Annotated in this window: 25 protein-coding genes; 21 read left to right on the forward strand and 4 right to left on the reverse strand. The window is 47.2% G+C overall.

The annotated features are described in order from the left end of the window. Positions 1–4 precede the first annotated feature (4 nt). Both RIF36_RS14000 and RIF36_RS14005 read right to left on the reverse strand, forming a co-directional pair. A complete protein-coding gene (locus RIF36_RS14000) occupies positions 5–610 on the reverse strand; it encodes a tetratricopeptide repeat protein (protein ID WP_350122208.1) in 606 nt (201 codons plus the stop codon). A gap of 94 nt (positions 611–704) precedes the next feature. After that, entirely contained in the window at positions 705–1,517 is an 813-nt protein-coding gene (locus tag RIF36_RS14005) for a 2,3,4,5-tetrahydropyridine-2,6-dicarboxylate N-succinyltransferase (RefSeq protein WP_350122210.1), read from the reverse strand. 381 nt (positions 1,518–1,898) lie between these two features. On the opposite strand from RIF36_RS14005, the gene RIF36_RS14010 reads away from it, so the two are divergent. The 17 genes from RIF36_RS14010 to RIF36_RS14090 all read left to right on the forward strand — a co-directional run bounded on the left by RIF36_RS14010 (position 1,899) and on the right by RIF36_RS14090 (position 14,512). Beyond that, a complete protein-coding gene (locus RIF36_RS14010) occupies positions 1,899–2,480 on the forward strand; it encodes a glycosyltransferase family protein (protein WP_350149364.1) in 582 nt (193 codons plus the stop codon). Further along, positions 2,459–2,686 carry a hypothetical protein gene (locus tag RIF36_RS14015; protein WP_350149365.1) on the forward strand — a complete coding sequence of 76 codons (228 nt, stop codon included), beginning with the start codon at positions 2,459–2,461 and terminating at the stop codon, positions 2,684–2,686. Before RIF36_RS14010 ends, RIF36_RS14015 begins: the two co-directional genes overlap by 22 nt. A 129-nt stretch (positions 2,687–2,815) precedes the next feature. Continuing rightward, complete coding sequence (locus tag RIF36_RS14020) at positions 2,816–3,472, forward strand: metal-dependent transcriptional regulator (protein ID WP_350073907.1); 657 nt, start codon at positions 2,816–2,818, stop codon at positions 3,470–3,472. A gap of 2 nt (positions 3,473–3,474) precedes the next feature. Continuing rightward, the gene (locus tag RIF36_RS14025; RefSeq protein ID WP_350122214.1) at positions 3,475–4,407 is read left to right on the forward strand and encodes a metal ABC transporter solute-binding protein, Zn/Mn family; all 933 of its coding nucleotides are present in this window, start codon (positions 3,475–3,477) and stop codon (positions 4,405–4,407) included. Positions 4,408–4,416: 9 nt separating this feature from the next. Further along, positions 4,417–5,211 carry a metal ABC transporter ATP-binding protein gene (locus RIF36_RS14030; protein WP_317491972.1) on the forward strand — a complete coding sequence of 265 codons (795 nt, stop codon included), beginning with the start codon at positions 4,417–4,419 and terminating at the stop codon, positions 5,209–5,211. A gap of 21 nt (positions 5,212–5,232) precedes the next feature. Then, positions 5,233–6,522, forward strand: coding sequence for a metal ABC transporter permease (locus tag RIF36_RS14035; RefSeq protein ID WP_350122216.1), 1,290 nt, complete (start codon positions 5,233–5,235; stop codon positions 6,520–6,522). A 3-nt stretch (positions 6,523–6,525) separates the two neighbouring features. After that, the gene (locus tag RIF36_RS14040) at positions 6,526–7,422 is read left to right on the forward strand and encodes a metal ABC transporter permease (RefSeq protein ID WP_350122218.1); all 897 of its coding nucleotides are present in this window, start codon (positions 6,526–6,528) and stop codon (positions 7,420–7,422) included. Next, positions 7,419–7,868: a thioredoxin family protein gene (locus RIF36_RS14045; protein WP_350122220.1), complete on the forward strand. Its 450-nt coding sequence runs from the start codon at positions 7,419–7,421 to the stop codon at positions 7,866–7,868. Before RIF36_RS14040 ends, RIF36_RS14045 begins: the two co-directional genes overlap by 4 nt. Positions 7,869–8,047: 179 nt before the next feature. Further along, positions 8,048–9,430 carry a tRNA uridine-5-carboxymethylaminomethyl(34) synthesis GTPase MnmE gene (gene mnmE, locus RIF36_RS14050; protein WP_350122222.1) on the forward strand — a complete coding sequence of 461 codons (1,383 nt, stop codon included), beginning with the start codon at positions 8,048–8,050 and terminating at the stop codon, positions 9,428–9,430. A 93-nt stretch (positions 9,431–9,523) separates the two neighbouring features. Beyond that, positions 9,524–9,820: a type II toxin-antitoxin system HigB family toxin gene (locus RIF36_RS14055; protein ID WP_350122224.1), complete on the forward strand. Its 297-nt coding sequence runs from the start codon at positions 9,524–9,526 to the stop codon at positions 9,818–9,820. Positions 9,821–9,831: 11 nt separating this feature from the next. Continuing rightward, positions 9,832–10,185: a helix-turn-helix domain-containing protein gene (locus RIF36_RS14060; RefSeq protein ID WP_350122226.1), complete on the forward strand. Its 354-nt coding sequence runs from the start codon at positions 9,832–9,834 to the stop codon at positions 10,183–10,185. Further along, on the forward strand, positions 10,163–10,558 hold the full coding sequence (locus RIF36_RS14065; protein WP_350122228.1) for a HigA family addiction module antitoxin: 396 nt from the start codon (positions 10,163–10,165) through the stop codon (positions 10,556–10,558). The genes RIF36_RS14060 and RIF36_RS14065 overlap by 23 nt, the downstream gene beginning before the upstream one ends. A gap of 32 nt (positions 10,559–10,590) precedes the next feature. Continuing rightward, positions 10,591–11,145, forward strand: a complete 555-nt coding sequence (locus RIF36_RS14070; protein WP_350122230.1) for a hypothetical protein — start codon at positions 10,591–10,593, stop codon at positions 11,143–11,145. A 104-nt stretch (positions 11,146–11,249) separates the two neighbouring features. Continuing rightward, on the forward strand, positions 11,250–11,465 hold the full coding sequence (locus tag RIF36_RS14075) for a ribbon-helix-helix domain-containing protein (RefSeq protein ID WP_350122232.1): 216 nt from the start codon (positions 11,250–11,252) through the stop codon (positions 11,463–11,465). Between the two features lie 162 nt (positions 11,466–11,627). After that, the gene (locus RIF36_RS14080) at positions 11,628–12,581 is read left to right on the forward strand and encodes a sugar phosphate isomerase/epimerase family protein (RefSeq protein WP_350122234.1); all 954 of its coding nucleotides are present in this window, start codon (positions 11,628–11,630) and stop codon (positions 12,579–12,581) included. Positions 12,582–12,672: 91 nt separating this feature from the next. Continuing rightward, entirely contained in the window at positions 12,673–13,122 is a 450-nt protein-coding gene (locus tag RIF36_RS14085) for a hypothetical protein (protein WP_350122236.1), read from the forward strand. A 115-nt stretch (positions 13,123–13,237) separates the two neighbouring features. Then, positions 13,238–14,512: a serine hydrolase domain-containing protein gene (locus RIF36_RS14090; RefSeq protein WP_350122238.1), complete on the forward strand. Its 1,275-nt coding sequence runs from the start codon at positions 13,238–13,240 to the stop codon at positions 14,510–14,512. 51 nt (positions 14,513–14,563) lie between these two features. Here the strand turns inward: RIF36_RS14090 and RIF36_RS14095 are convergent, their stop codons facing one another. After that, positions 14,564–15,181 carry an MCP four helix bundle domain-containing protein gene (locus RIF36_RS14095; RefSeq protein WP_350122240.1) on the reverse strand — a complete coding sequence of 206 codons (618 nt, stop codon included), beginning with the start codon at positions 15,179–15,181 and terminating at the stop codon, positions 14,564–14,566. Between the two features lie 185 nt (positions 15,182–15,366). Continuing rightward, a complete protein-coding gene (locus RIF36_RS14100) occupies positions 15,367–16,722 on the reverse strand; it encodes an NAD-dependent succinate-semialdehyde dehydrogenase (RefSeq protein ID WP_350122242.1) in 1,356 nt (451 codons plus the stop codon). Between the two features lie 507 nt (positions 16,723–17,229). Here RIF36_RS14100 and RIF36_RS14105 point away from each other — a divergent pair. Genes RIF36_RS14105 through RIF36_RS14120 form a run of 4 tightly spaced genes read left to right on the forward strand, consistent with a single transcriptional unit; the run spans position 17,230 to position 22,806 of the window. Further along, positions 17,230–18,567: an aspartate aminotransferase family protein gene (locus RIF36_RS14105; protein ID WP_350122244.1), complete on the forward strand. Its 1,338-nt coding sequence runs from the start codon at positions 17,230–17,232 to the stop codon at positions 18,565–18,567. A 2-nt stretch (positions 18,568–18,569) separates the two neighbouring features. Beyond that, positions 18,570–19,508: a carbon-nitrogen hydrolase family protein gene (locus RIF36_RS14110; RefSeq protein WP_350122246.1), complete on the forward strand. Its 939-nt coding sequence runs from the start codon at positions 18,570–18,572 to the stop codon at positions 19,506–19,508. A 16-nt stretch (positions 19,509–19,524) separates the two neighbouring features. Next, the gene (locus RIF36_RS14115; protein WP_350122248.1) at positions 19,525–19,935 is read left to right on the forward strand and encodes a VOC family protein; all 411 of its coding nucleotides are present in this window, start codon (positions 19,525–19,527) and stop codon (positions 19,933–19,935) included. Between the two features lie 54 nt (positions 19,936–19,989). Then, entirely contained in the window at positions 19,990–22,806 is a 2,817-nt protein-coding gene (locus RIF36_RS14120) for an aminotransferase class I/II-fold pyridoxal phosphate-dependent enzyme (RefSeq protein ID WP_350122250.1), read from the forward strand.

Consider the following 22,806-nt stretch of genomic DNA (forward strand, 5'->3'; position numbering starts at 1 on the left):
TCGCTTATTTACAATACTGAGACAGTGCCTCGTCTGCGTCCTTCGCTCCCAGTGATTTTGCCGTTTTAAAATCATTGCAAGCATTGTTCCCCTGCTTAAGATTAACTTTCAAAGCACCTCTGTACAAGTAAGCCTCTCCAAGGTCATTATTAAGGCTAATGGCATTGTTGTATGCCCCCATCGCCTCTTTCATCATGCCTTGCAGGTGGTAGCTTCGCCCCAGCAGGAAATAAGCCTGTGAATTGGAGCCGTCAATTTCAACAGCTTTTCCAAAATTGAAAGCCGCATTGTCATACTGGCCGCCTCTGTAATAGTACTGACCAATGCTCAAAAGTGCCGGCACATTCTTGCCGTCAAGTTCAAGGGTTCTTCTGAAGGACTCCAGAGCCTTATCATACTGCCCCAGCTCCTCATAAGATCGCCCCTTGTTGTATACAGACTTTACATGCGTCGGATTGAGTGACAGATACTGGTCGTAGGCCTCAATGGCCTCCTTGTACTGCCCCTTTTCATAAAGCAGATCGCCCTTCACCACAGCTTCGTCTTTGCACGAAACCAGAAACACCATCACTACTAAAAATCCCTTGAGGAAATTTCTATTCAAACTCATCTGACAACTTTGAGATAATAAAATTGGTCGCACCCAAGCAAAATGAAGGTGCAAATAAAGTGAAAATAATTAAGTAGGCAGAATTGATTGTATGTTACACCGCAACGTCGTTCTCACGCAAAGCACTATTCAGCGACGTCTTTTTATCTGTGCTTTCTTTTCTCTTTCCTATGATCAAGGCACAGGGCACCTGGAACGTACCTGCCGGAAACTTCTTGGGAATTGTTCCTGGTATCACTACCGAGCGCTCGGGCACATACCCTTTATACTCCACTGGCTCACTACCCGAAACGTCTATGATTTTAGAGCTTCCGGTCAGCACCACGTTAGCACCAAGCACAGCCTCTCTGCCAATTCGGATGCCCTCCACGATGATGCAGCGTGAGCCAATAAATGCATTGTCTTCCACGATAACCGGGGCCGCCTGAACGGGCTCAAGTACACCACCGATTCCGACGCCTCCACTCAGGTGAACGTTCTTTCCAATCTGCGCACAGCTTCCCACAGTTGCCCAGGTATCGACCATAGTTCCCTCGTCGACATAGGCTCCGATATTCACATAGCTTGGCATCATCACCACGCCTGCGCTTAAATAGGATCCGTATCGAGCCACAGCATTTGGCACCACCCTCACGCCCAGTTTATCGTAGCCAGTCTTTAGCTTAATCTTGTCGTGATACGAGAATGGCCCTACCTCAATGGCCTGCATTTTCATCAGAGGAAAATAGAGAATTACCGCTTTCTTGATCCACTCGTTCACAACCCAATCGTCTCCCACTTTTTCGGCCACACGACGAATCCCTTTGTCAAGGTCATCGACAATTGTTTTGATGGCAATTGCCGTTTCCTTGTCCTGCAAAGTTGCCCGGTCGTCCCACGCATTCTCTATTAATTCTCTTAATTCCATTCAGTAGAAATTCTATTAAATTATCTTCGGCCAAAGGAATCGACTTTCCTTAGCACCATGTTAAAAAAACAAATTGTGATTGGTTCGGTATTGAAACCTGTGGATGACATACGTCACTATCACAAGCTTGCCCTATCAATGACGAAAACAAATAAATATGGTTTTAATATCATAGGATTCAATTCGAAAAATCACTCGGCACATCCCGATATTATATTTACCCCTCTCTTTTACTTCAAAAGAATCTCATTTGGGAGACTTTTCGCTCCCGCCAGGTTCTTCCTAAAGTTAGTTAAATTAAAGCCTGAACTAATCATAGTTAATACATCTGAATTTCTGATTGTTAGTTGTCTATACCAAATAATATTTGGCACCCGGATTGTGTATGATATTCAGGAAAATTATCAACTGAACATCAAATACCTATCCCCTCTTCCCACCTTTCTAAAACCTCTTGCAGCCGCATGGGTCAGACTGTCTGAAACAATAAGCGCCCCTTTCATTTCTCATTTTACTCTGGCAGAAAACAGTTACACTGCCCTTCCTTTTATCGGCACCCGTTGGACCGTTCTTCAAAACAAAGCGCTGCCCCTTGCAGTCCGCACCGCCCAAAAAGCAAACCTCAACGCTCCCGTATTTCTCGTGACTGGCACGCTGTCTCTCACCTATGGGGTTCGGGAAGCCATCGATGCTTTTCTCAAAATTCACGAAACTATTCCCGGAAGCCAGCTCCACCTATGTGGCAAGGTGCCGGATAAAAAGTCGAATCAATTTATTGCTGAAACGATCAGCAGTCATCTCTATGTCACGCTGACGGGAGGCTCCGATGGGGTCCCTACGAGACCATACAATCTGCCATTGCCCAAGCCGACTTTGGTCTGGTTTTTTATCCCAACAATCCGGCCATCAACGAATGCTTCCCAACAAAAATTTGGGAGTACATGTCGCATCGGCTGCCGATAATCATTCAAGAAGATAGGACGTGGACCAACTACTGTCTGGAAAAAAAGGCTGCTGTTATTCTTAAATCCGGGCAAGCTTCGACTAGAGAACTATTGTCCTTGCTGAATAGCACCTTCTACCCTGCCTCTATCGACTACAGCGACATCTATTGGACTGGTGAGGAACAAAAGCTTATCCAGTTAATGAACACTCTTGTGTCGGATTAGTAGCCACCTGTTCAGGCCTCTTTGACTAAGGCGTGAACGTACCATCCTGTTTTTCCGTTATAACATCGAATGAAAAATATTTTTAGATAACTCTAAAATATTTTTACCTTTGACTCAAAATAATTGCTAATGCTAAGCTTTGCGGAAGAAAACTACCTGAAAGCAATTTTTCATTTGTCCGACAGTGGAGCTACTGAGGTATCCACCAATGCGATTTCTGACCACATGAACACGAAGCCTGCGTCCGTGAGCGACATGATCAGGAAGCTTGACGAAAAAGGGATGGTCACGTACAAAAAGTATTATGGTGTCAATATTTCCAGGAAAGGAAAAGTGATGGCTTTACAGGTTATTCGGAAACACCGGCTTTGGGAAGTGTTTCTGGTTGATAAACTAAAATTCAATTGGGATGAGGTGCATGAAGTGGCCGAGCAGCTGGAGCACATCAGATCCGGTCTCCTTATCCAGCGCCTGGACGAATTCCTCGACTACCCTAAAGTAGATCCTCATGGCGACCCTATTCCTGACGAAAACGGTGACATGGCCGTTGCAAAAAAAACACCTCTGGACAAAGTTGAGGTGGGAGTCAAAGGAAAAATTGTTGCGGTGAACGACGAAGGCTCTTCCTTTTTACAATACCTCGATAAAATCGGTATCTACCTCGGTGCCAAGCTGGAAGTAACTGAGCGAGTCGACTTTGATGGTTCAATGGAGATACTAATAGATAATAAGCAAAAGGTATTTATTTCCAGAGAGGTATCACAAAACATTTTGATCACAGATTAAATATGAAAAAATTGATGTTGAGAATAACCCTGTCAGTTGCAATCATCAACATGCTGTTCTTTGGCTGCACCCAAACCAGTCAAAAAAGGCAGAAAGACACCAAGCTCAAAGTGCTGGCGACGACGGGAATGATCTACGACGCAGTATTGAATATCGCAAAGGACTCTGTCGAAGCGGACGCCCTGATGGGCCCGGGTGTTGATCCTCACCTCTATAAGGCAACCCAGGGAGACCTTCAGCGACTTTCGGCGGCGAACGTTGTTTTTTATAATGGGCTGCACCTTGAGGGCAAGATGGGCGAAGTACTGGAGAAGCTTGGGCGGCTGAAACCAGTGGTGGCAGTTTCGGAAGAAATACCGAAAGAAAGACTCAGGGACACTCCCGTTTTCGCAGGAAACTATGACCCACACATTTGGTTCAATGTGGCCCTGTGGAAAAACGCTGTGCTTGAGGTTGGCAAGACGCTGAAGGAAAAAGACACAGCGAACGCAGCCTACTACCAAAAAAACCTGGACGTCTATTTACAGCGGCTTGATTCACTTCACAGTTGGGTGAAGGCTGAAATAGCCACAATTCCTGAAACTCAGAGAATTCTGGTTACAGCCCATGATGCATTCGGCTACTTTGGCGATGCTTACAATATTGAAGTAAACGGGCTTCAGGGCATCTCCACGCAATCGGAGTTTGGCCTCAAAGACGTGGCCGATCTGGTGAATCTCATTGTTGACAGAAATGTCAAAGCTGTTTTTGTTGAGACATCAGTATCCGAAAGAGCCATCAATGCGGTGGTAGACGGCTGCAGGCAGCGTGGACATGAGGTAGTGATTGGTGGCAAACTCTATTCCGACGCAATGGGCGAATTTGGCACACAAGACGGCACGTATATAGGCATGGTTACGGCGAATGTAAACACAATAGTATCCTCTTTAAAATAATCTGGTAAGATGAACATACATGCAGAAGATCCGATCATTGAAGTGCACGATCTCACGGTCAGCTACAGTCAAAAGCCGGTGCTGTGGGGTATCGATCTCTCTCTTCCCAAGGGCAGCCTGGTAGGCATTGTGGGGCCCAACGGCGCCGGCAAGTCAACCCTCATCAAGGCCATTATGGATCTCGTGCCGCTTAGTAGCGGTTACGTGAAGCTATTTGACACCCAGCTTGACAACGTGAGAGAAAAGATCAGCTACGTGCCGCAGCGGGAGTCCGTCGACTGGGACTTTCCAGCGTCGGTTCATGATGTGGTAATGATGGGCCGTTACGGAAAGCTGGGGCTTTTCAAAAGGCCACGGCAAGCCGACAGGGAGGTGGTGCAGGAGAGCATGCGCTTGGTGGGAATGGAAGCATTCAAAAACAGGCAGATTTCACAGCTATCAGGTGGACAGCAGCAACGGGTGTTTCTGGCCCGGGCGCTGGCGCAGCAGGCAGAGGTCTATTTTATGGATGAGCCATTTGCAGGTGTGGATGCGGCCACTGAAAAAGCAATTGTAGAGCTGCTGAGAAGAATGTCGAAAGAAGGTAAAACGGTAGTGGTGGTGCACCACGACTTACAATCCGTGGCCAAGTATTTCGATTGGCTCATTTTGCTGAATATGCGTCTGGTAGCATCAGGGCCAACAGTCGATGTGTTCAAAGAAGAGCTTTTGCAGGAAGCGTATGGAGGCAAGCTCACCATTCTGTCGGAAGTGGGAGACTTGCTTACTAAAGGGCGCTTCCCCAGCAGAGAGAAAACAGTGTAGGCAAACCAGGCGACCCTTATTATGGAAGACTTTCTCTATTTCTTTTCTTTTCAGGATCCCAACATCAGGTACGTGGTGGTGGGTTCGGTGCTACTGGCTATCAGTGCGGCCATTGTGGGTTGTTTTACTTTTCTCAAGAAAAGAGCACTCATTGGAGACGCCGTTGCGCATTCAGTATTACCTGGTGTGTGCCTGGCCTTCGTTGTTACAGGTACCAAGAACCCCATTTACCTGATTATTGGAGCGTTCATTACCGGCTGGCTCTCCCTCCGGTTTATCGACATGATCGTCAGGTACTCCAAACTAAAAGAAGACACAGCGATTGGTCTTACCCTGTCGGTCTTTTTCGGCCTTGGCATTCTGATCCTTACGGCTATCCAGCATTCCGGCAACGCCAATCAAAGCGGGCTGGATCAGTTCCTGTTTGGCAAAGCAGCTTCTCTTGTTGGCCAGGATCTGATCGTGTTCGGCTCTGTCAGTGTCATTTTGCTTCTTGTTGTTGGCCTTCTCTTCAAAGAGCTTACCCTTCTTGCCTTTGACGAACAGTTTGGAAAAGCCATTGGCATGCCTGTGAAGGGGCTGGAGCTCGTTTTGACAACCCTCACAGTGCTGGCTGTAGTTACAGGTATTCAGGCTGTGGGTGTGGTGCTCATGGCAGCCATGCTTATTACGCCTGCAGCGGCGGCCCGGTTCTGGACCGACAAGCTGACGACAATGGTGTTCCTGGCAGCACTCTTTGGGGCGATCTCCGGTGTTTCAGGTGCCTACATTTCCTTTGTGGCCCCGGCCATGCCTACCGGGCCGTGGATTGTGCTGGTGATTTCCTTCATCGCCATGAGCTCGTTCTTCATTGCTCCAAGGAAGGGCATTCTGTATAAGCAATTCCAGCAAAGAAAGTATCAAAAGCAGATCCTGGAGGAAAACATCCTCAAGGCATTTTTCCACCTGGGTGAGGCCGATGAACAATACTATGGACACCGAAAGATAAGCGACCTGATCTCCCAAAGGCGATTCGTAAAAGGACGATTGAAAGGCGGCCTACAAAAACTAGTGAGAAGCGGTTTCCTGAAGCAAGATCGTGAAGGCTGGGTACTTACCGAAGAGGGCAAAAACAAAGGGCAACGCATAGTGAAGCTTCACCGGCTTTGGGAGCTTTACCTTACCGAGTACTTGCGAATAGCGCCCGACCATGTGCACGATGAGGCCGAAACCATCGAGCATATCATAACGCCGGAAATAGAGGCCAGGCTGGAGAAAAAACTCAACTATCCGTCGGTTGATCCTCACAACGAAACAATCCCTTACAGATAAGCCATGGAAGCGATATATATCATATTAGCAGGTTCTTTGGTGGCCGTTTCGTGCGGTCTGGTGGGGAGTTACCTCATCCTTCGAAAAATGGCCATGGTGGCCGATGCCATTTCTCATGCTGTGTTGCCGGGTATTGTGATTGCGTTTTTCATTTCTGGCAGCCGGGACTCCCTGCCCATGCTTTTGGGAGCAGGTACACTAGGCATCATTACCACATTTCTTATCGAGTTCTTTCACAAGAAGGGCAACCTCCAAACGGACGCCTCCATCGGTGTCACGTTCACCTGGCTGTTCGCTCTCGGTGTTATTCTGATTTCCGCTTTCGCAGGCAAGGTTGACCTCGACCAAGACTGCGTGCTTTACGGTGAAATTGCTTACGTGCCCATTGACCTTTGGATCACCGACACCGGCACCATCATGGGGCCAAGAGTACTGTACATCTCCGGATCAGTGCTGCTGGTGGTCATTGCTTTCATCTTCATCGGATACAAAGAGTTGTTCCTCACCACGTTCGACCCCTCCTACGCCGCCATCATTGGCATTAACACCACCCTATGGCACTACTTGCTCATGGGAGCTGTGTCGCTTACAACGGTGGCATCTTTCGAATCGGTGGGGGCTATTTTGGTGGTGGCTTTGCTTATCGCTCCACCAGCAACGGCCTACCTGCTCACAGAGGATTTCAAGAAAATGCTTATTTTCACTTGTATCATCGGCGTAATTGTCTCGGTGCTGGGGTATTATCTTGCGTCTTATATTGACGGATCTATCGCCGGTGCTATGTCGACGGTGGCGGGTTTAATCTTTTTGGTTGTATTTTTGTTCTCTCCTACGCAAGGAGTAGTGTTCAGAAATCGAAGATCGAAACTTTCCATGACTTTAAAAGAGGAACCGATATGAAACAATTGATTGGACTACTGTCAGTGGCAATACTCGCCATTGTGGCTACGGCTGCTACTCCGGCTGAACCAACGGCTACGGAATGGACATCTATTGACCAGTTGGCTGAAAAGCTGAAAAAAGAACCCAGGCCGGTGATTGTGGAGATGTACGCCAACTGGTGTGGCTGGTGTAAGAAGATGGACAAAACCACTTTTACCGACCCGGAGGTTGTCTCGCTTTTGAACGAATCGGTTTATGTGGTCAAAATAAATGGAGAAACAACAGATAAGTTTACCTTTTTGGGTAAGGAAACCAGTGGCAGGGAGATGGTGAAGGCGTTGGGGATACAAGGATACCCTACCTTCATTTTGGTAGACAACGACCAGGACAGACTTGAAATCGTTTCAGGTTACAAGACTTCGCCGCAGCTTAAAAGGATCATCACCAAACTGGCAAAGAAGTAGCCCATCAAAAAAACACAAAAGGCAAATTACAAAAACACAAATAAGCACCGATGACGTAAAATTCAAATTCGAAACGGTTTGGCACTTCGAGATTGATATTTGGAACTTATTTGATATTTGGGCTTTGTTCTTTGTGATTTCGACAAAAATATTTTCAGACAATTAATCCCCTTTTTAGTTTGGGTGCTCTCTCCTACTCTCAGTTCGACGATACCATTGTGGCGCTTGCTACCCCTCAGGGCATTGGCGCCATTGGCGTTGTTCGCCTCTCCGGGCCTCAGGCCATAAGTATTGCCAATGCGGTCTTTTATGGAAAAGATCTTAACGCAGTCGATTCACACACCATCCATTTTGGTACCATCAGAGAAGGCAAAGAGATCATCGATGAGGTGTTGATGTCGGTCTTCATAGCCCCCAGGTCGTTTACCAAAGAAAACGTGGTGGAGATTTCCTGTCATGGCTCTTCATACATTATCAAGCGCATCATCAACCTCGTAGTCAGCAAAGGAGCCCGACTGGCCAAACCAGGCGAATTCACCAAAAGGGCATTTCTCAATGGGCAATTTGATCTGGCACAGGCCGAAGCAGTAGCCGATGTGATCAGCTCCGATTCCGAAGCTGCCCACCAGGCGGCTATGTCGCAAATGCGGGGTGGCTTTTCAAAAGACATCAAGCAACTGCGGGAGCAGCTCATCCACTTTGCCAGCATGATTGAGCTGGAGCTGGATTTTGGAGAGGAAGACGTTGAGTTTGCCGATCGTCACGACCTGGCCAAGCTGGTCAATGACTTGAAAACCATCATCAACCAGTTGATCAAGAGTTTCGACCTGGGCAACGTGATCAAAAACGGCGTACCTACAGTGATAGCAGGAAAGCCCAATGCAGGCAAGTCTACCCTGCTCAATGCTTTGCTCAAAGAAGAAAAGGCCATTGTGTCGGACATCGCCGGCACCACCCGTGACTCCATTGAAGATGAAATAAACATCGAGGGAGTCGCCTTCAGGTTCATCGACACAGCCGGCATCAGAGAAACGACCGACATCATCGAGGCGCTGGGTGTGGAAAGAACGCACAGCAAAATGAAGGAGGCCTCGCTGATCCTTTACCTATTTGACCTGGTGAACGACAATATCACCGACATCAACAAAGAAATCAACAAACTGGAGAACCTGGGCAAGCCGTTTATCCCTATCGGCAATAAGATAGACAAAGCGCCGGAAGCTTTGGTGGCTCAATTGAAGGAAGATGACAGGTTTATCTTTATCTCTGCCTCACAGCAGCAATACCTGGAAGAGCTGAAAGACAAGATCCTCGATCAGGTCAACCTGAAAAACGTTCGGAGCAGCGACACCATTGTAACCAACGCCCGGCATTTTGAAAGCCTGCTGAAAACCAGTCAGGCCCTTGACGACGTGCTCACGGGCATTGGCTCCAACGTCACCGGCGACTTCCTGGCGCTGGACATCCGTCAGGCCCTCCACCACCTCGGTGAGATTACCGGTGAGGTAACAAATGATGATTTACTGGCAAATATTTTTAGTAAATTTTGTATCGGGAAGTAAATAAGGATCACCAGCAATGAAAAAGTATGCGGCTGTGAATCGGGTGGCGAAATAAATTACATTTTATGTAACTTTACACTTACATTTGAAGTAATGAGGATTGTAACGTTCCGAAGGATCAGGGAATACACCGAGAAGGTACCGGAGGCTAAAACAGCCCTGGAAGAGTGGTATCACAAAACCAGCAAAGCCAATTGGGAGAATTTCCGGGACATGAGGCGGACCTTTAATAGTGTGGACAATGCCCGAAACAACCGATATGTTTTCAACATCAAAGGAATTAAGTTCCGGCTGATTGCTATAGTGATTTTTGCTTCACAAAAAGTGTATATCCGGTTTATCGGTTCACATTCTGAATATGACGACATTCAGGACTATTCAAGTATCTAAAGAATACGGATATGATCAAAGAAAAGGAATATAAAAAGTACCTGGCACGGATCGAAGAGCTCCTTACGGTTGTGGGCAATGATACCTCTCCGGAAGACCCAACATTTGTCGAACTTGATGAAATATCTGACCTCGTTGCCGAGTACGAGGAAGCTCACCTGCCGGTAGCTACGCCCGGGCTGATCGATGTGATCCGGTTACGCATGTCTGAGATGGGCCTAAGCCAAAAGGAGCTTGCTGAACTCCTTGGAACATCCGCCAGCCGGATCAGTGAATACCTAAAAGGCAAGCGTGACATTACCCTGGACATGGCTAAGACTATACATAAAAAGCTGAACATCGATGCTGACATTATTCTCCAGTAAAGAAAGAATGTCGGCAAACGACCTAGTGCCAGGATCGGCCATGCATCCCGGGGAGCTTTTAAAAGATGAGCTGGAAGCCAGGGAAATGAAGCAGATTGAATTGGCAAAAGAACTCGGCATCGCCAAGAATGTAATGTCTGAGATCATTGGAGGTTGGCGCAACATCACGCCAGAGCTGGCCGTGCGTCTGGAAGATGCCCTTGGCATTAAAGCGGAATTTTCGATGAAATACCAGGTTGCCTGTGAGATCGATAAGACCCGGATCAAGAACAAAAAGGCTGTGGAGAAGTCAATTTTCCAGCGAAAACAAAGGAACCTAGCCAAAAACAAAACGATCCTTGTACCCCTGCTGTACCTTGATCTGAGTAACTAACTGATAATCAAAAAAACTTTCTGTATCGGGAAATGAAAATCGAGATTGCAGACATCAAACCATATTTAGATAGCCTCAACGAGAAAGAAAAAGATAAGTTGATTGCCCGGCTGCTGGCAAAAAACCGGGCCGAGCTAGAGGCTATTTACTTTCAGAAGGTGGCTTCAAAAGATGACCTTGAAGATCTATTTGCGGATGTAAAAGCTGAAATAGAAGGCGCCATGAATGTTTATATCAATTATGGCACCTTACAAAAGAACCTGGCCAAAGGCATCCAAAAGGCTACTCAGGCAATCAACCGTTATAAAGCAATTGATCGGCGGCCGGAAAAAGAGGGCGAACTGATCATGCATATGCTGGAGATCATTTTTACGGAGTTCGGCAATGAACTCGGCACTTGCTGGACAGTTTTTGATTTTAGAGTAGCGCAAGCGGTATCTAAAGTAGTCACAATTGTTACCAGGAAAATTCATGCAGACTACAGAATGGACTTTGAGGATAAAATCAATGGATATATACAGAGACTCAAGGCCGTGGCTTCCCACAATGACGTGATTTACAACTTGCCGGATAAGATATGTTATTAATCAGCCTGCCCGTGACGCAGCATGTTTAACACAATGTGGAAAACAGAAACTTCATTATACTTGTAATATGTTATAATATAGTACATACGAACATATCTGTCTACTTGCCTGATAACCTTAAGAGTCGTTTCGATTCCTACGTCAAAAACAAAGGGTTGACTACAAATGCTGCTATTCGAAAAGCAGTTGAGTTGTTACTGAATCAGGAAAAGAAAAGCAAATGGGGAGATTGGATCAATCATATAGAGCCTGATACTGAATTTCCTTCAGTGGATGACCTGAGAAAAGACCTGATCCCGCCGAAAGAAATTATCGACTAACCAGCATGCTTTGCATTCCGCATCGGAAAGCGAGCTCCTAACGCCACGCCAAACACACGGTAATCGGCAAAACTTCTTTTTTTTGTGTGTGCCGCCTATCCCCTCTTCCTTTCCGAAATCATCACCAATGCCCTATCTTAGATAATTATCACCCACAAGATTATGCACAGAAGAAAATTCATCCAGTCGTCCGCTATGGCAATCGCTGTCGCAAGTAGCCCGTCATTCCCCTCATTTTCCGCTACTAAAGCGCAGAGAAAGTTCAAACTGGCCCTTAATCCGGGTATTATCGGGGTGAAGGCCAATTTTGCACAAACCTTGGATTACGCCATACAGTATGGCTACGAGGCCATTAGCCCGTTTACGCAAGAAGTGATGAAAGACTACTCGTCGGCTCAGCTGAACGAAATCATGGCGAAGATGAAAGCAAATAAGATCAGCTACGACTCCACCAATATTCCGGTGGAGTTCCGTCGTGACGAGGCTAAGTTCAAAGAGGATTTAAAAGACCTTCCCAAGTTCTGCGAGGCAATGCAAAAGCAAGGGGCAACCCGGATCAACACTTGGATCATTTCTTCTCACGGCACCCTTACCTACAATGAAAATATGCGCCAGCATGCCAGTCGGCTAGGTGAATGCGCCAAAATAATGAATCACTATGGCATCAGGCTTGGTCTTGAGTACCTCGGCATGCGAACTTTGGTGGCGGGGAACCGCTATACATTTATCAGCTCCATGAAGGAAGGCAAAGAGCTCATTGCTGCCATAGGAACCGGAAATGTTGGTTTTGTGCTGGACAGCTTCCACTGGTATTGCGCCAACGATACTCTGGAGGACATCAAAACCCTCACCCCTTCCGATATCATTACAGCCGACATTAACGATGCCAGAGCTGGCTTCAAACGAGAGGAGCAGCAGGACGGAAAAAGGGAGCTGCCGCTTGCCACCGGCGTGATCAACATGAAAGACTTCCTACAGGGATTGATCGACATCGGCTACGACGGGCCGGTAAGAACCGAACCGTTTAACCAGGCACTCAACGAGCTCGAGAACGACGAGGCTCTTGCTACCAACATGACCGCCATGAAAAAATCGCTGGCGCTGGTGGGTATGTAGACATGCCTCTAAGAGTAAAGAACAACTAACTGAATTTAAGAACAAAAGGCAAACCGGGGTCAATAGCGAGAAATCTCTGTGAATAAAAATTATGTCCTACGAAGAAAACGATAACGACCCGAGACAGCTGCCCATCTTCAAAAAAGGACAAGAAATACTCGAAACTGTCCGGCTTATTGGAAATCTGATTCCTGAGGATGACGAGATGTTACAAGATATCAAGGGCCATATGCTGTCGGATGCTGCACTGCTCACAGTAAAAGTAGCTGGCGCAGAAGCTGGCGACCTTTACGACATCAGAATGGAAGCAGCGGCCATTATCCGAAAAGCAGCCAGAGACTTAATGGTGCAAAACCACAGTCTCGACATGCACGGGTTTAAAGAAGTTCGATACTACCAACTGGTACGCAACCTGATAGAAGAGTATCGGCTGCTCTTCATCGATTGGGTGGCAGGATTTGACACAGATAACTATATCGTCGACCAATGGGGCTTGTTTAATCCTCCCGGAATTGGGCCTTTTGACGAAAACGATGAGTAAACGTCGCTACCAATTCTTTGATTCTGATGTGCCTCAAATAGACGCCCTAAACCATCAGACATCACCATAGCGTATTCCCAAATATTCAGTTAAATTGAGGTGTAAACCTATACCTATGAAACGATTACTCCTCATTTTCCTGGCAGGAATTCTCCTCACCTGCCAGCCCCTCCAAGACCCCGGCTCCTCTGCACTTACTATTGGCACCCCGAAGGCTGCCGGGTTCTCTCCCACCCGGCTTGCCAGGATCGACGCCTCTCTGCAGGACTGGGTAGACAAAGGCTGGATAAATGGGGCAGTTGGCCTGATCGCACGAAATGGTAAAATTGTTTATTACAAGGGCGTTGGTTACAACGACATTGAAACGAAAGAGGTGTTGGACAAAGAGGGCATTTTCAGAATCGCCTCTCAAACCAAAGCTATCACCAGCGTGGCCGCCATGATGCTGTACGAGGAAGGAAAATTTCTGCTGGATGACCCGGTGGCGAACTACATATCCTCCTTCAAAAATGCTCAGGTTTTGGATACGTTCAACCCGGACGACACCACTTACACCACCGTTCCGGCGAACAGGGCGATTACCATACGGGATATTCTTACTCACACCTCCGGCATAGACTATGCACAAATAGGCAGCCAGGAGGCGCAGGCAATTTATGCTAAAAACAATATCACTGCCGGGTTGGACGTGTCTGAGGGAACCCTGGCGGAGGCAATGGACAAACTGGGCAGCCTGCCTCTTGTGCATCAACCAGGCGAGCGATGGACGTATGGGCTCAATACTGACTTAGCAGGCCGTCTTGTGGAGATCTGGTCCGGGATGACTTTGGAGGAATTCTTCAACGCCCGCATTTTCAAACCACTGGGGATGGAAGACACCTATTTCAATATCCCTGAAGTGAAGGCTGACCGTTTGGTGAATTTCTTTTTGGAGGACTCCACCGGTTTGAAAAAAAGTGAACAAGCCCTGGGTGGCGATATGAACTTCCCGCTTCGTAAAAAAAGCTATTTCTCCGGTGGCGGTGGATTGTCGTCTACCATTTACGACTACGCTATTTTTCTACAGATGCTGTTAAATGGTGGTGAGTACGACGGAGTGAGACTGCTTTCCCGCAATACTGTGCGCATGATGACAATGAATCAAATTGGAGACGTGACATTTGGGGTGAACAAATTCGGGTTAGGATTCGAGGTCGTTTCAGCAGCAGGAAGTGGCAAATCCCCATCCAATGAGGGCACCTACAGTTGGGGTGGAGCATTCTCCACCAGTTATTGGGTTGATCCCAAAGAAAAAATGGTGATCCTTTTCTATCAGCAAATGTGGGGTTCTCATACCAACACGACTGGCAACACCTTTAAAGTGCTGGCTTACCAGGCACTGGTTGATTGAGTGTGTCCGGAAAAGCAGATTAATTGAAGGTAGTTATAAAATAAATCAGGGCTACTCCGAAGGCTTAAAGAAAATGAAAATTTGAATGATCACCCCGATCACGATAAGCACAGCAATTTCCAGCTTGGCGATCATATCGCTATTCTTTATTGCCCGGTTTGAGTAGTGAATTTGCCTGATCCCCTCGGCTAGCTGTATCTCCGATAGCACGTCCAAATCGTTGTTGACCCTATCAAACTGAGCTTGTATATTCTCAATATATCCTTTTTGTTCGGAGGGAGACTTGCCAAACAATTGCTTTTCGGCCTTCAATAGCCTTTCCAGGTTGGCCTGAAGCGACTCAAAGTACTGCGCCTCTTTCGGGGTAAGCTCCGTAGTGTTGTATTTCTCAATAAGGCTTTGTATTGAGTCGTTGGCACTTTGGTTGGCCTTCGCTATTCCCTCCAAGTCGTCGGTATAAAGCGACTTATTCTTATACTGCAACTGGCGGGAAATTTTATAAATATAGTCCTTGGCAACAAGCCGGTCGTCGTAAACGGTTTCCAGCGAACGCTGCACAATGGCAAAATGATTATTGTCCATGATGTTTGTGGCCAGCACAAGCAAAAACACCACAAGCAACGCCGCAACAATCTTGATCTTTTGGAAATGAGTCAGTTTACGTATCATATCGGGTCAGTTTTCACAAGAGTTACGTGAACTCTACCGTGTGGGTTAGTTTTCTCTGATCAACAGCTACGTCTGTCTTGCAAGCGGTATTGTATCATGCTATTCTATAGTTCACGTGGGCATTTTTCGAAACCTTCCTTCTGATCTTTAGTTTTTCTGTCTTTGTGCATTGGTCTCTACAGTGTCTACTTTACATACACCGTTTTCACATTCACGAACTCCATTATGCCATTTTTGGCCAGTTCACGGCCATAGCCCGAACTTTTAGTGCCGCCGAAGGGCAATCGTGGATCCGACTTCACCAGCTCGTTGACAAAATAAGCGCCGTCGCTGATGTTCTCCGCATGACTAAGGGCCTTTTCAATGTCGGTCGTACAAACCGAGGTACCCAAGCCGAAATTTGACTGCTCAGCCAAAGCAAAGGCATGCTTTTCATCTTTGGCTTTGATCATTGGCGCCAGCGGTCCAAATGTTTCCTCGTCAAAGGCAGGCATGCCTGGGGTAACATTCGTTAAAATGGTAGGCTCGTGAAAGCATTCGTTTTGCTTTCCGCCGAGCAAGAGCTTCGCCCCGGCCTTGATCGACTCCTGCACCTGCCGCTGAAGCTGATCTGCCAAATCCCTTCGAGCCAGCGTGCCTATCTGAGTGGTATCATCCATCGTGTCACCAGCTTTCAGTTTGCCGACGGCCTCCACATACTTTGCGACAAACTCGTCGAACACAGCTTCAACAACGATAAACCGCTTGGCGGCAATGCAGCTTTGCCCGCAATTCATCATTCTTGCCGTGAGTGCCGTCTGAATGGTTTTTTCCATGTCGGCATCCTCCAGCACGATAAAGGCGTTGCTTCCTCCCAGCTCAAGAACGGCCTTTTTCAAGTACTTTCCAGCTGTTTGAGCCACCGACTTACCTGCACCTTCGCTGCCAGTAAGCGTTACTGCCTTTACTGTATCATGGGCGATAACGGCTTCTATTTTCGTATGATGAATGATTAGGTTTTGGAACACTCCCTCAGGAAAACCCGCCTTTTTAAATACTCCAGCTATTTGTTCAGCGCAGCCGAATACATTAGGCGCATGTTTGAGCAAGGCGACATTGCCAGCCGAAAGTGAAGGTGCAGCGAATCGAAACACCTGCCAGAAAGGGAAATTCCACGGCATGATGGAAAGGATACATCCCATGGGATCGTGTCGCACGAAGCTTTTTTGTGCCTCCGTCTTTATCACTTCATCAGCCAGGAAGTCAGCGGCATTCTCAGCGTAGTAATCGCAAACCCATGCACATTTGTTCACCTCTCCTCTTGACTCAGAAATTGGTTTACCCATTTCCAGCGTGATCATTTTTGCATACTCCTCCACATTATCCCGCAGCACAGCGCCCGCCTTTGCCATCAAACGGGCACGTTCAGCCACAGGTACCTTTCTCCATTTATCGAAAGCACTCTGAGCCTTTTCAATCATCAAGTCGACTTGTGACGTGGTTTGCTCTTCGTAAGTTCCTATTACCTGTCCGTTATAAGGGTTAATGCTCTTGAATTCCATTTTCAAATCTTTAGATGATAAAATTATTAGATCGACCGATGCCCACTAACTGTGGAATCGACTTGAGTACGTTCCATCCATCTCAATTCTGTACAATTTCAGCTTGGGGAAGCAAATGATGTGGTCTGTACCTTTGTTTTTCTAAAATTAGCTAAAAATACTCCGGGTTTTCAAAAAAAATATACTTAACAGCTTTTAAGCCGATCCCAGGCGCACTGACAATTTTGATTGAAAATAAATTACCAGGTATTTTATGATAAACAGGCATAAAACTGGGATTTGTCAACAAAATAGCCTATATTGTGTATTCCGTGACCAATCACCCCATGATTTCTTTTGGGCGTACCGTTTCGCATATCCACGGAACAATAGCACTTTTAAAATAGAAAAATGACCCTTTCCCAGGGCCGGGCTTACTCTGTCCCAGTCTTAACCAACCTCTCCTGTTCCGGAGGTTTGAAGCGGTCTTCACTTACCTAAAAACAATAAATAATTATAATTAAATGTATGAGTACTGAGACTTATCAGAGACCAAAAGAGCTGAGTTTTGAGAAAACTCAGGAATTAATCAGAAGAAGAAAAGCTGTCGTTGCCAATGGAGTAAGCGTTTTCGTGCCTTCCTCGGCCATGGAAGCCCATGGTGCCACCATTGTTGATGCGAACGGAAATGAGTTGATTGATTTTGCAGGTGGAATCGGCGTAACCAACGCCGGCCATTGCCCGCCGCCAGTAGTGAAGGCTATTCAGCAACAGGCGGAAAAGCTGATCCATGCCTGCTTCAACATTTCCACGTATGAGCCTTACCTCGAACTTAGCGAAAAATTGGCGGCGCTTTTCCCTCACGGCGACAGCACAAAAGTGATGCTGACGAACACCGGGGCTGAATCGGTGGAGAATGCTATCAAAATTGCTCGCCAGGCGACCAAACGGCCTGCAGTGCTGTGTTTCAGCGAAGCTTTTCATGGTCGCACAATGATGGCCATGACGCTCACTTCCAAAATTAACTATAAAACTGATTGCGGCCCCTTTGCTCCAGAAGTGTACCGCTTGCCCTTTCCCAATTTCTACCACGATGGGCAGGGGCTCAGTGAAGATGATTTTGCGGAGCGGGAGCTTCAGCAGCTTTACGACTCCACACATACCCTCGTCGACCCAAACAGCGTGGCTGCTATCATTATCGAGCTTGTACAGGGCGAAGGAGGCTTTAATATAGCTCCGAAAGCCTATGTAGAGGGCTTACGTGCATTCTGTGATGAATATGGCATCATGCTCATATTTGACGAGGTGCAGAGTGGATTTGGAAGAACCGGGAAATGGGGCGCTTATGAGCACTACGGCGTTACACCTGACATTTCCACCTGGGCAAAATCGATGGGCTCTGGAATGCCGATAGGAGCCGTAATTGGCAGACAGGAAGTAATGGACGCAGCGGCTGTTGGCACTATAGGTGGCACCTATCTGGGCAATCCCGTTTGTTGTGCCGCAGCTATCGCCACCATCAGGTACATGGAAGAGATCAATTTGAACGAGAAGGCCCTGCAGGTGGCTGAGATCGTAAATAATCGCTTCCTGAAGCTAAAGGAAAAGTGCCCGGCTATTGGAGATGTCAGAGGACTTGGTGCCATGCAGGCCATTGAGTTTGTGGAGAACGGCGACCCTAACCAGCCCGATGCCGACACCGCAGCAGACCTTACCAAAGCATGCCTGAAAAGAGGCCTGATTCTGTTAACTGCCGGCACCAACAAAAATGTAGTGCGTGTACTCAGTCCACTTGTTATTTCCCACAAGCAGCTTAACCAGGGGCTGGACATTATTGAAGAAGAACTACTAAAAATAACCAATTAAATATGACGCCATTCTCAATAGCAGGCATACAAATGCATGTTTCAGCGAGCTATAGCAACCTGCCGGTGATGAAGCATAAGATTGAAGTAATGATGTCGGTGTACCCATGGGTAGAAATGATCATCTTCAGTGAGTTGGCTCCATTCGGCCCACTTACCTACCACGCCCAGGAATTTCCCAACGACTCAGAGAAAGAGTTTTGTGAAATCGCCAAAAAACACGGCATCTGGCTGGTGCCTGGCACAATGTTTCAGAAAAAAGAAGACAAAATTTTCAACACTGCCAGCGTGATCAATCCGCAGGGAGAAGTGGTGGGAAGGTACAATAAGATGTTTCCTTTTTACCCTTACGAGGTGGGTGTAACAGGCGGCGATGAATTCCTGATTTTTGACGTGCCAAAAGTGGGGCGATTTGGCCTTACCATTTGCTACGACATGTGGTTTCCGGAAACCTCACGCACCCTTGCTGTCAATGGCGTAGAAGTAATCCTGCACCCCACGCTAACAGCTACTATTGACCGTGACATTGAATTAGCTATTGTACAAGCGACGGCGGCAACCAACCAGTGCTTCATATTCGACATCAATGGCCTTGGCGACGGCGGCACGGGCCGGTCCATCATTTGCGGCCCCGACGGCAGGGTACTTCACCAGGCAAGTACCGGTGAAGAGCTCATACCAATTGAGATTGACATAGAAAGAGTAAAAAGAAGCAGGGAAATGGGTGTGCTGAGGTTAGGTCAGCCACTGAAAAGTTTCCGGGATCGTAATGTAAGCTTCGATATATATAAAGAGGGCGCTAAAACTCCCTACTTGGGCACACTAGGTCAACTGAACAAACCAACCAGGCTCAACCAAATCAAGGAAGCACTGGAGACCGACGTCCCCATTCAGGAAGCACCTACTGTGCTGCAATCCTGGATGAATAAATTAAAACCTTAAACTAAAACCACCCAACATGAAGACAGCAGTAAGACATGTGAAGAAAGAAAAGCCCCTGAATCTGAAACATTACATCAATTGGTTTGAGATACCTGCCTATAGTTTTGGGAGAGCGGTTGGTTTCTACAGCCACATTTACGGCATAAAAATGGACAGCACCGAGGCAAATGGGTACTCCATGGCATTCTTTCCTGCAAAAGGTGGGATCGGTGGTGCCATTGTGGTGGGTGAAGGCTGTGTTCCCAATACCACAGGGCCCCTTTTGTACCTCAACGGAGGTAAAGACCTTAACGTTGTTCTTTCCAAAGTAGAGGAGGCAGGTGGAAGGGTGATTATGGCTAAAACCTTGATAAATGAGGCTGTTGGGTATTTTGCCTTATTCATGGATACGGAAGGAAACAGGTTGGCATTGCACTCGAAGGCGTGACCTGCGCCCACCTCCTGGTTGCTGCCGTTCTTTGTCCCACTTAAAACAAAACCTATGAAACTCGTGAGTATACCTGAAGAAAAGTCTATCTCCAGCGCCGGCCACTATTACAATACGGGCCAGCTTCGGACTGAGCTATGGACCGAGCTGAAAGAAAAAGTGTATAGCCTTGCAAGAAAGCGCAATAGGGCCGAGCTGGATAATGACAAAGCTGAGATTGTCAAATTGATCAAAAAACTTCGTGAGATCGAACAGTACTTTGCCTTCCCTGGCAACAATACGCTAAATGTGCTGATCGATTTCTTGAAAAAAGATGAGCTTCAGATTCTGAAAAACTCAGTGAAAGAGGTTTTGAGACTATTGGTGAGTGAAGACTATCGCCACAATCCAGAAACGTTTTCACTGGGCACTCTTTTAAAGGAAAAGGAAAACAAGCAAGGCAACTCGCAAAAGTCAAAGAAGAAATACTTCGAGGTGCTCGTGGTCGACAACCTATCATCTAAAGAAGAAAACTCCATTTCGAAGAAGCTTGATGATGTACGTGATGAGAGGGATGTATTTGTCTACCAACTTGTCTTCGTCAAATCGTTTCAGGACACCTTGATCGCCCTCGTGGCAAACCCAAACATTCAGGCTTGCGTCATCCGCTACGAAATCCCCTACAAGTCGAAAAACACCAACGGAATACTAAAACCCTTCTTAGCCAGCCTGTTTGCTGAAAGCTACGAAGAACATCACGACTACGACCTTGGCATTCTTTTGGGACAGGCCATCCGGAACCTGCGGCCAGAGCTTGATATTTACTATGTGACTGACAATGCAGTCAACAACCTGCCAGACGCAGCGCTAAAGACGTTTCAACGCATATTTTACAGAAGCGAGGATACCCAGGAGTTGCATTTGAGTATCATCAGGGGCATCAAGGATAGGTACAAGACACCTTTTTACACCGCCCTCAAAGAATACAGCCAAAAGCCAACGGGCGTCTTTCATGCCATGCCCATCTCCCGTGGAAACTCGATATTCAAGTCGAACTGGATTGATGATTTCGGCGAGTTTTACGGAAGGAATTTATTCCTGGCCGAAACCTCCTCGACCACCGGCGGCCTCGATTCGCTGTTGCAACCGACCGGCCCACTGAAAGAAGCGCAGGAGCTTGCTTCAAAAGCTTTTGGTTCAAAACGCACCTATTTCGCTACGAATGGAACATCCACTTCGAACAAGATCGTCCTTCAGGCCCTGGTGGAGCCGGGCGACGTGGTGCTTATAGATAGGGACTGCCACAAATCGCACCACTACGGCATGGTGCTGGCAGGCGCCTACGTTACCTACCTCGACTCCTACCCTCTCCAGCGATACTCTATGTATGGCGCAGTGCCTCTGTCCGAGATCACAGAGCGGCTGCTCACACTGAAGGAGGCCGGACGATTGGACAACGTGAAAATGCTTCTGCTTACCAACTGCACCTTCGATGGTTTGGTTTACAATGTAGAGCGGGTAATGGAGCAAGTGCTGGCGATAAAGCCTGATATGATTTTTCTGTGGGACGAGGCCTGGTTTGGCTTTGCTGCCTTTACTCCCACTTACAGGCAAAGAACGGCTATGTACGTGGCCAACAAGCTGTGTAAGAAGTATAAAACCGCCGCATACAAAGAGCAGTACAAGCAGCACCTGGCCGATCTTAAAAAGAAAGGGGGAGACCAAACGCCGACGATGCCCAATCCGGAATTGGTCAAGATCAGGGTGTATTCTACGCAATCCACCCACAAAACGCTGTCGTCTTTTCGTCAGGGATCAATGATCCACATCTACGATGAGGAATTTGAGCGCAAGGCAGAAACGTCGTTTCACGAGGCCTACATGACCCACACCTCCACCTCGGCCAACTACCAAATATTGGCTTCTTTAGATGTAGGCAGGCGACAAGTAAGCTTTGAAGGATATGAGCTGGTGGAAAAAAGCATCGAAATGGCCATGTTGCTTCGGGCAAAAATCAGTGACCATCCCAAGCTCAAAAAGTATTTCAAAATCTTAACGGTTAAAGACATCATTCCCGACCAGTATCGTGAGTCGGGGCTGTCGGAATACTACAACACCGAAAAAGGCTGGCAAAGGCTTGAAACCGCCTGGGCAGAGGATGATTTTGTGCTTGACCCAACGAAAATCAATATGCACATTGGTGCTACCGGTGTGGATGGAGACACTTTCAAAAACAAGTACCTGATGGATCAATTCCATATCCAGATCAACAAAACCTCCAGAAACTCTGTGCTGTTTATGACCAATATTGGCACTACCAGAAGCTCGGTGAGCTACCTGATAAGTGCGTTGGTAAAGATAGCCGAGCAAATCGATGTTCAGTTTGACTCGCTGAATCCCGAAGAAAACAGGATTCTACAGGACAAAATTTACTCACTCACTGAGCAGGCGCCGCCACTTCCTGACTTCAGCCATTTCCACGACTCGTTCAGGGCGGTAGCTGGTATCCCGGGGGGCAAAATGCGAGAAGCTTACTTTCTGGCCTATAAGGAAGAAAAGTGTGAATACGTCAAGCTGTCGTCTTGCAAAGAGCTAATGCAGCAGGGCCGTGAGGTCGTTTCTTCGGCCTTTATCATCCCGTATCCACCAGGGTTCCCTGTATTAGTGCCTGGCCAGGTAATGACGATGGAGATACTCGATTTCCTTCAGGCTCTTGACGTAAAGGAAATCCATGGGTACCGGGCAGATTTAGGTTTACGGATATTTACGGAAGCCGCCCTGAATCGACATCAGTCAGGAAGCTCACTGATGGGTGCATCGGCTGCCATGAGTGGCCTGGTGGGTATGGGCGGCAATGGTAGAGTCAAAAAAGCCATTTCAGCAAAAAAGTAA

The organism is Imperialibacter sp., assembly GCF_040222815.1.
GTDB lineage: Bacteria > Bacteroidota > Bacteroidia > Cytophagales > Cyclobacteriaceae > Imperialibacter.

Coding starts and splice junctions, on each gene's coding strand:
- RIF36_RS14000 (WP_350122208.1), bottom strand. CDS start 610: ATGAGTTTGAATAGAAATTTCCTCAAGGGATTTTTAGTAGTGATGGTG.
- RIF36_RS14005 (WP_350122210.1), bottom strand. CDS start 1,517: ATGGAATTAAGAGAATTAATAGAGAATGCGTGGGACGACCGGGCAACT.
- RIF36_RS14015 (WP_350149365.1), top strand. CDS start 2,459: ATGTCGCATCGGCTGCCGATAATCATTCAAGAAGATAGGACGTGGACC.
- RIF36_RS14020 (WP_350073907.1), top strand. CDS start 2,816: ATGCTAAGCTTTGCGGAAGAAAACTACCTGAAAGCAATTTTTCATTTG.
- RIF36_RS14025 (WP_350122214.1), top strand. CDS start 3,475: ATGAAAAAATTGATGTTGAGAATAACCCTGTCAGTTGCAATCATCAAC.
- RIF36_RS14030 (WP_317491972.1), top strand. CDS start 4,417: ATGAACATACATGCAGAAGATCCGATCATTGAAGTGCACGATCTCACG.
- RIF36_RS14035 (WP_350122216.1), top strand. CDS start 5,233: ATGGAAGACTTTCTCTATTTCTTTTCTTTTCAGGATCCCAACATCAGG.
- RIF36_RS14040 (WP_350122218.1), top strand. CDS start 6,526: ATGGAAGCGATATATATCATATTAGCAGGTTCTTTGGTGGCCGTTTCG.
- RIF36_RS14045 (WP_350122220.1), top strand. CDS start 7,419: ATGAAACAATTGATTGGACTACTGTCAGTGGCAATACTCGCCATTGTG.
- RIF36_RS14055 (WP_350122224.1), top strand. CDS start 9,524: ATGAGGATTGTAACGTTCCGAAGGATCAGGGAATACACCGAGAAGGTA.
- RIF36_RS14060 (WP_350122226.1), top strand. CDS start 9,832: ATGATCAAAGAAAAGGAATATAAAAAGTACCTGGCACGGATCGAAGAG.
- RIF36_RS14065 (WP_350122228.1), top strand. CDS start 10,163: ATGCTGACATTATTCTCCAGTAAAGAAAGAATGTCGGCAAACGACCTA.
- RIF36_RS14070 (WP_350122230.1), top strand. CDS start 10,591: ATGAAAATCGAGATTGCAGACATCAAACCATATTTAGATAGCCTCAAC.
- RIF36_RS14080 (WP_350122234.1), top strand. CDS start 11,628: ATGCACAGAAGAAAATTCATCCAGTCGTCCGCTATGGCAATCGCTGTC.
- RIF36_RS14085 (WP_350122236.1), top strand. CDS start 12,673: ATGTCCTACGAAGAAAACGATAACGACCCGAGACAGCTGCCCATCTTC.
- RIF36_RS14090 (WP_350122238.1), top strand. CDS start 13,238: ATGAAACGATTACTCCTCATTTTCCTGGCAGGAATTCTCCTCACCTGC.
- RIF36_RS14095 (WP_350122240.1), bottom strand. CDS start 15,181: ATGATACGTAAACTGACTCATTTCCAAAAGATCAAGATTGTTGCGGCG.
- RIF36_RS14100 (WP_350122242.1), bottom strand. CDS start 16,722: ATGGAATTCAAGAGCATTAACCCTTATAACGGACAGGTAATAGGAACT.
- RIF36_RS14105 (WP_350122244.1), top strand. CDS start 17,230: ATGAGTACTGAGACTTATCAGAGACCAAAAGAGCTGAGTTTTGAGAAA.
- RIF36_RS14110 (WP_350122246.1), top strand. CDS start 18,570: ATGACGCCATTCTCAATAGCAGGCATACAAATGCATGTTTCAGCGAGC.
- RIF36_RS14115 (WP_350122248.1), top strand. CDS start 19,525: ATGAAGACAGCAGTAAGACATGTGAAGAAAGAAAAGCCCCTGAATCTG.
- RIF36_RS14120 (WP_350122250.1), top strand. CDS start 19,990: ATGAAACTCGTGAGTATACCTGAAGAAAAGTCTATCTCCAGCGCCGGC.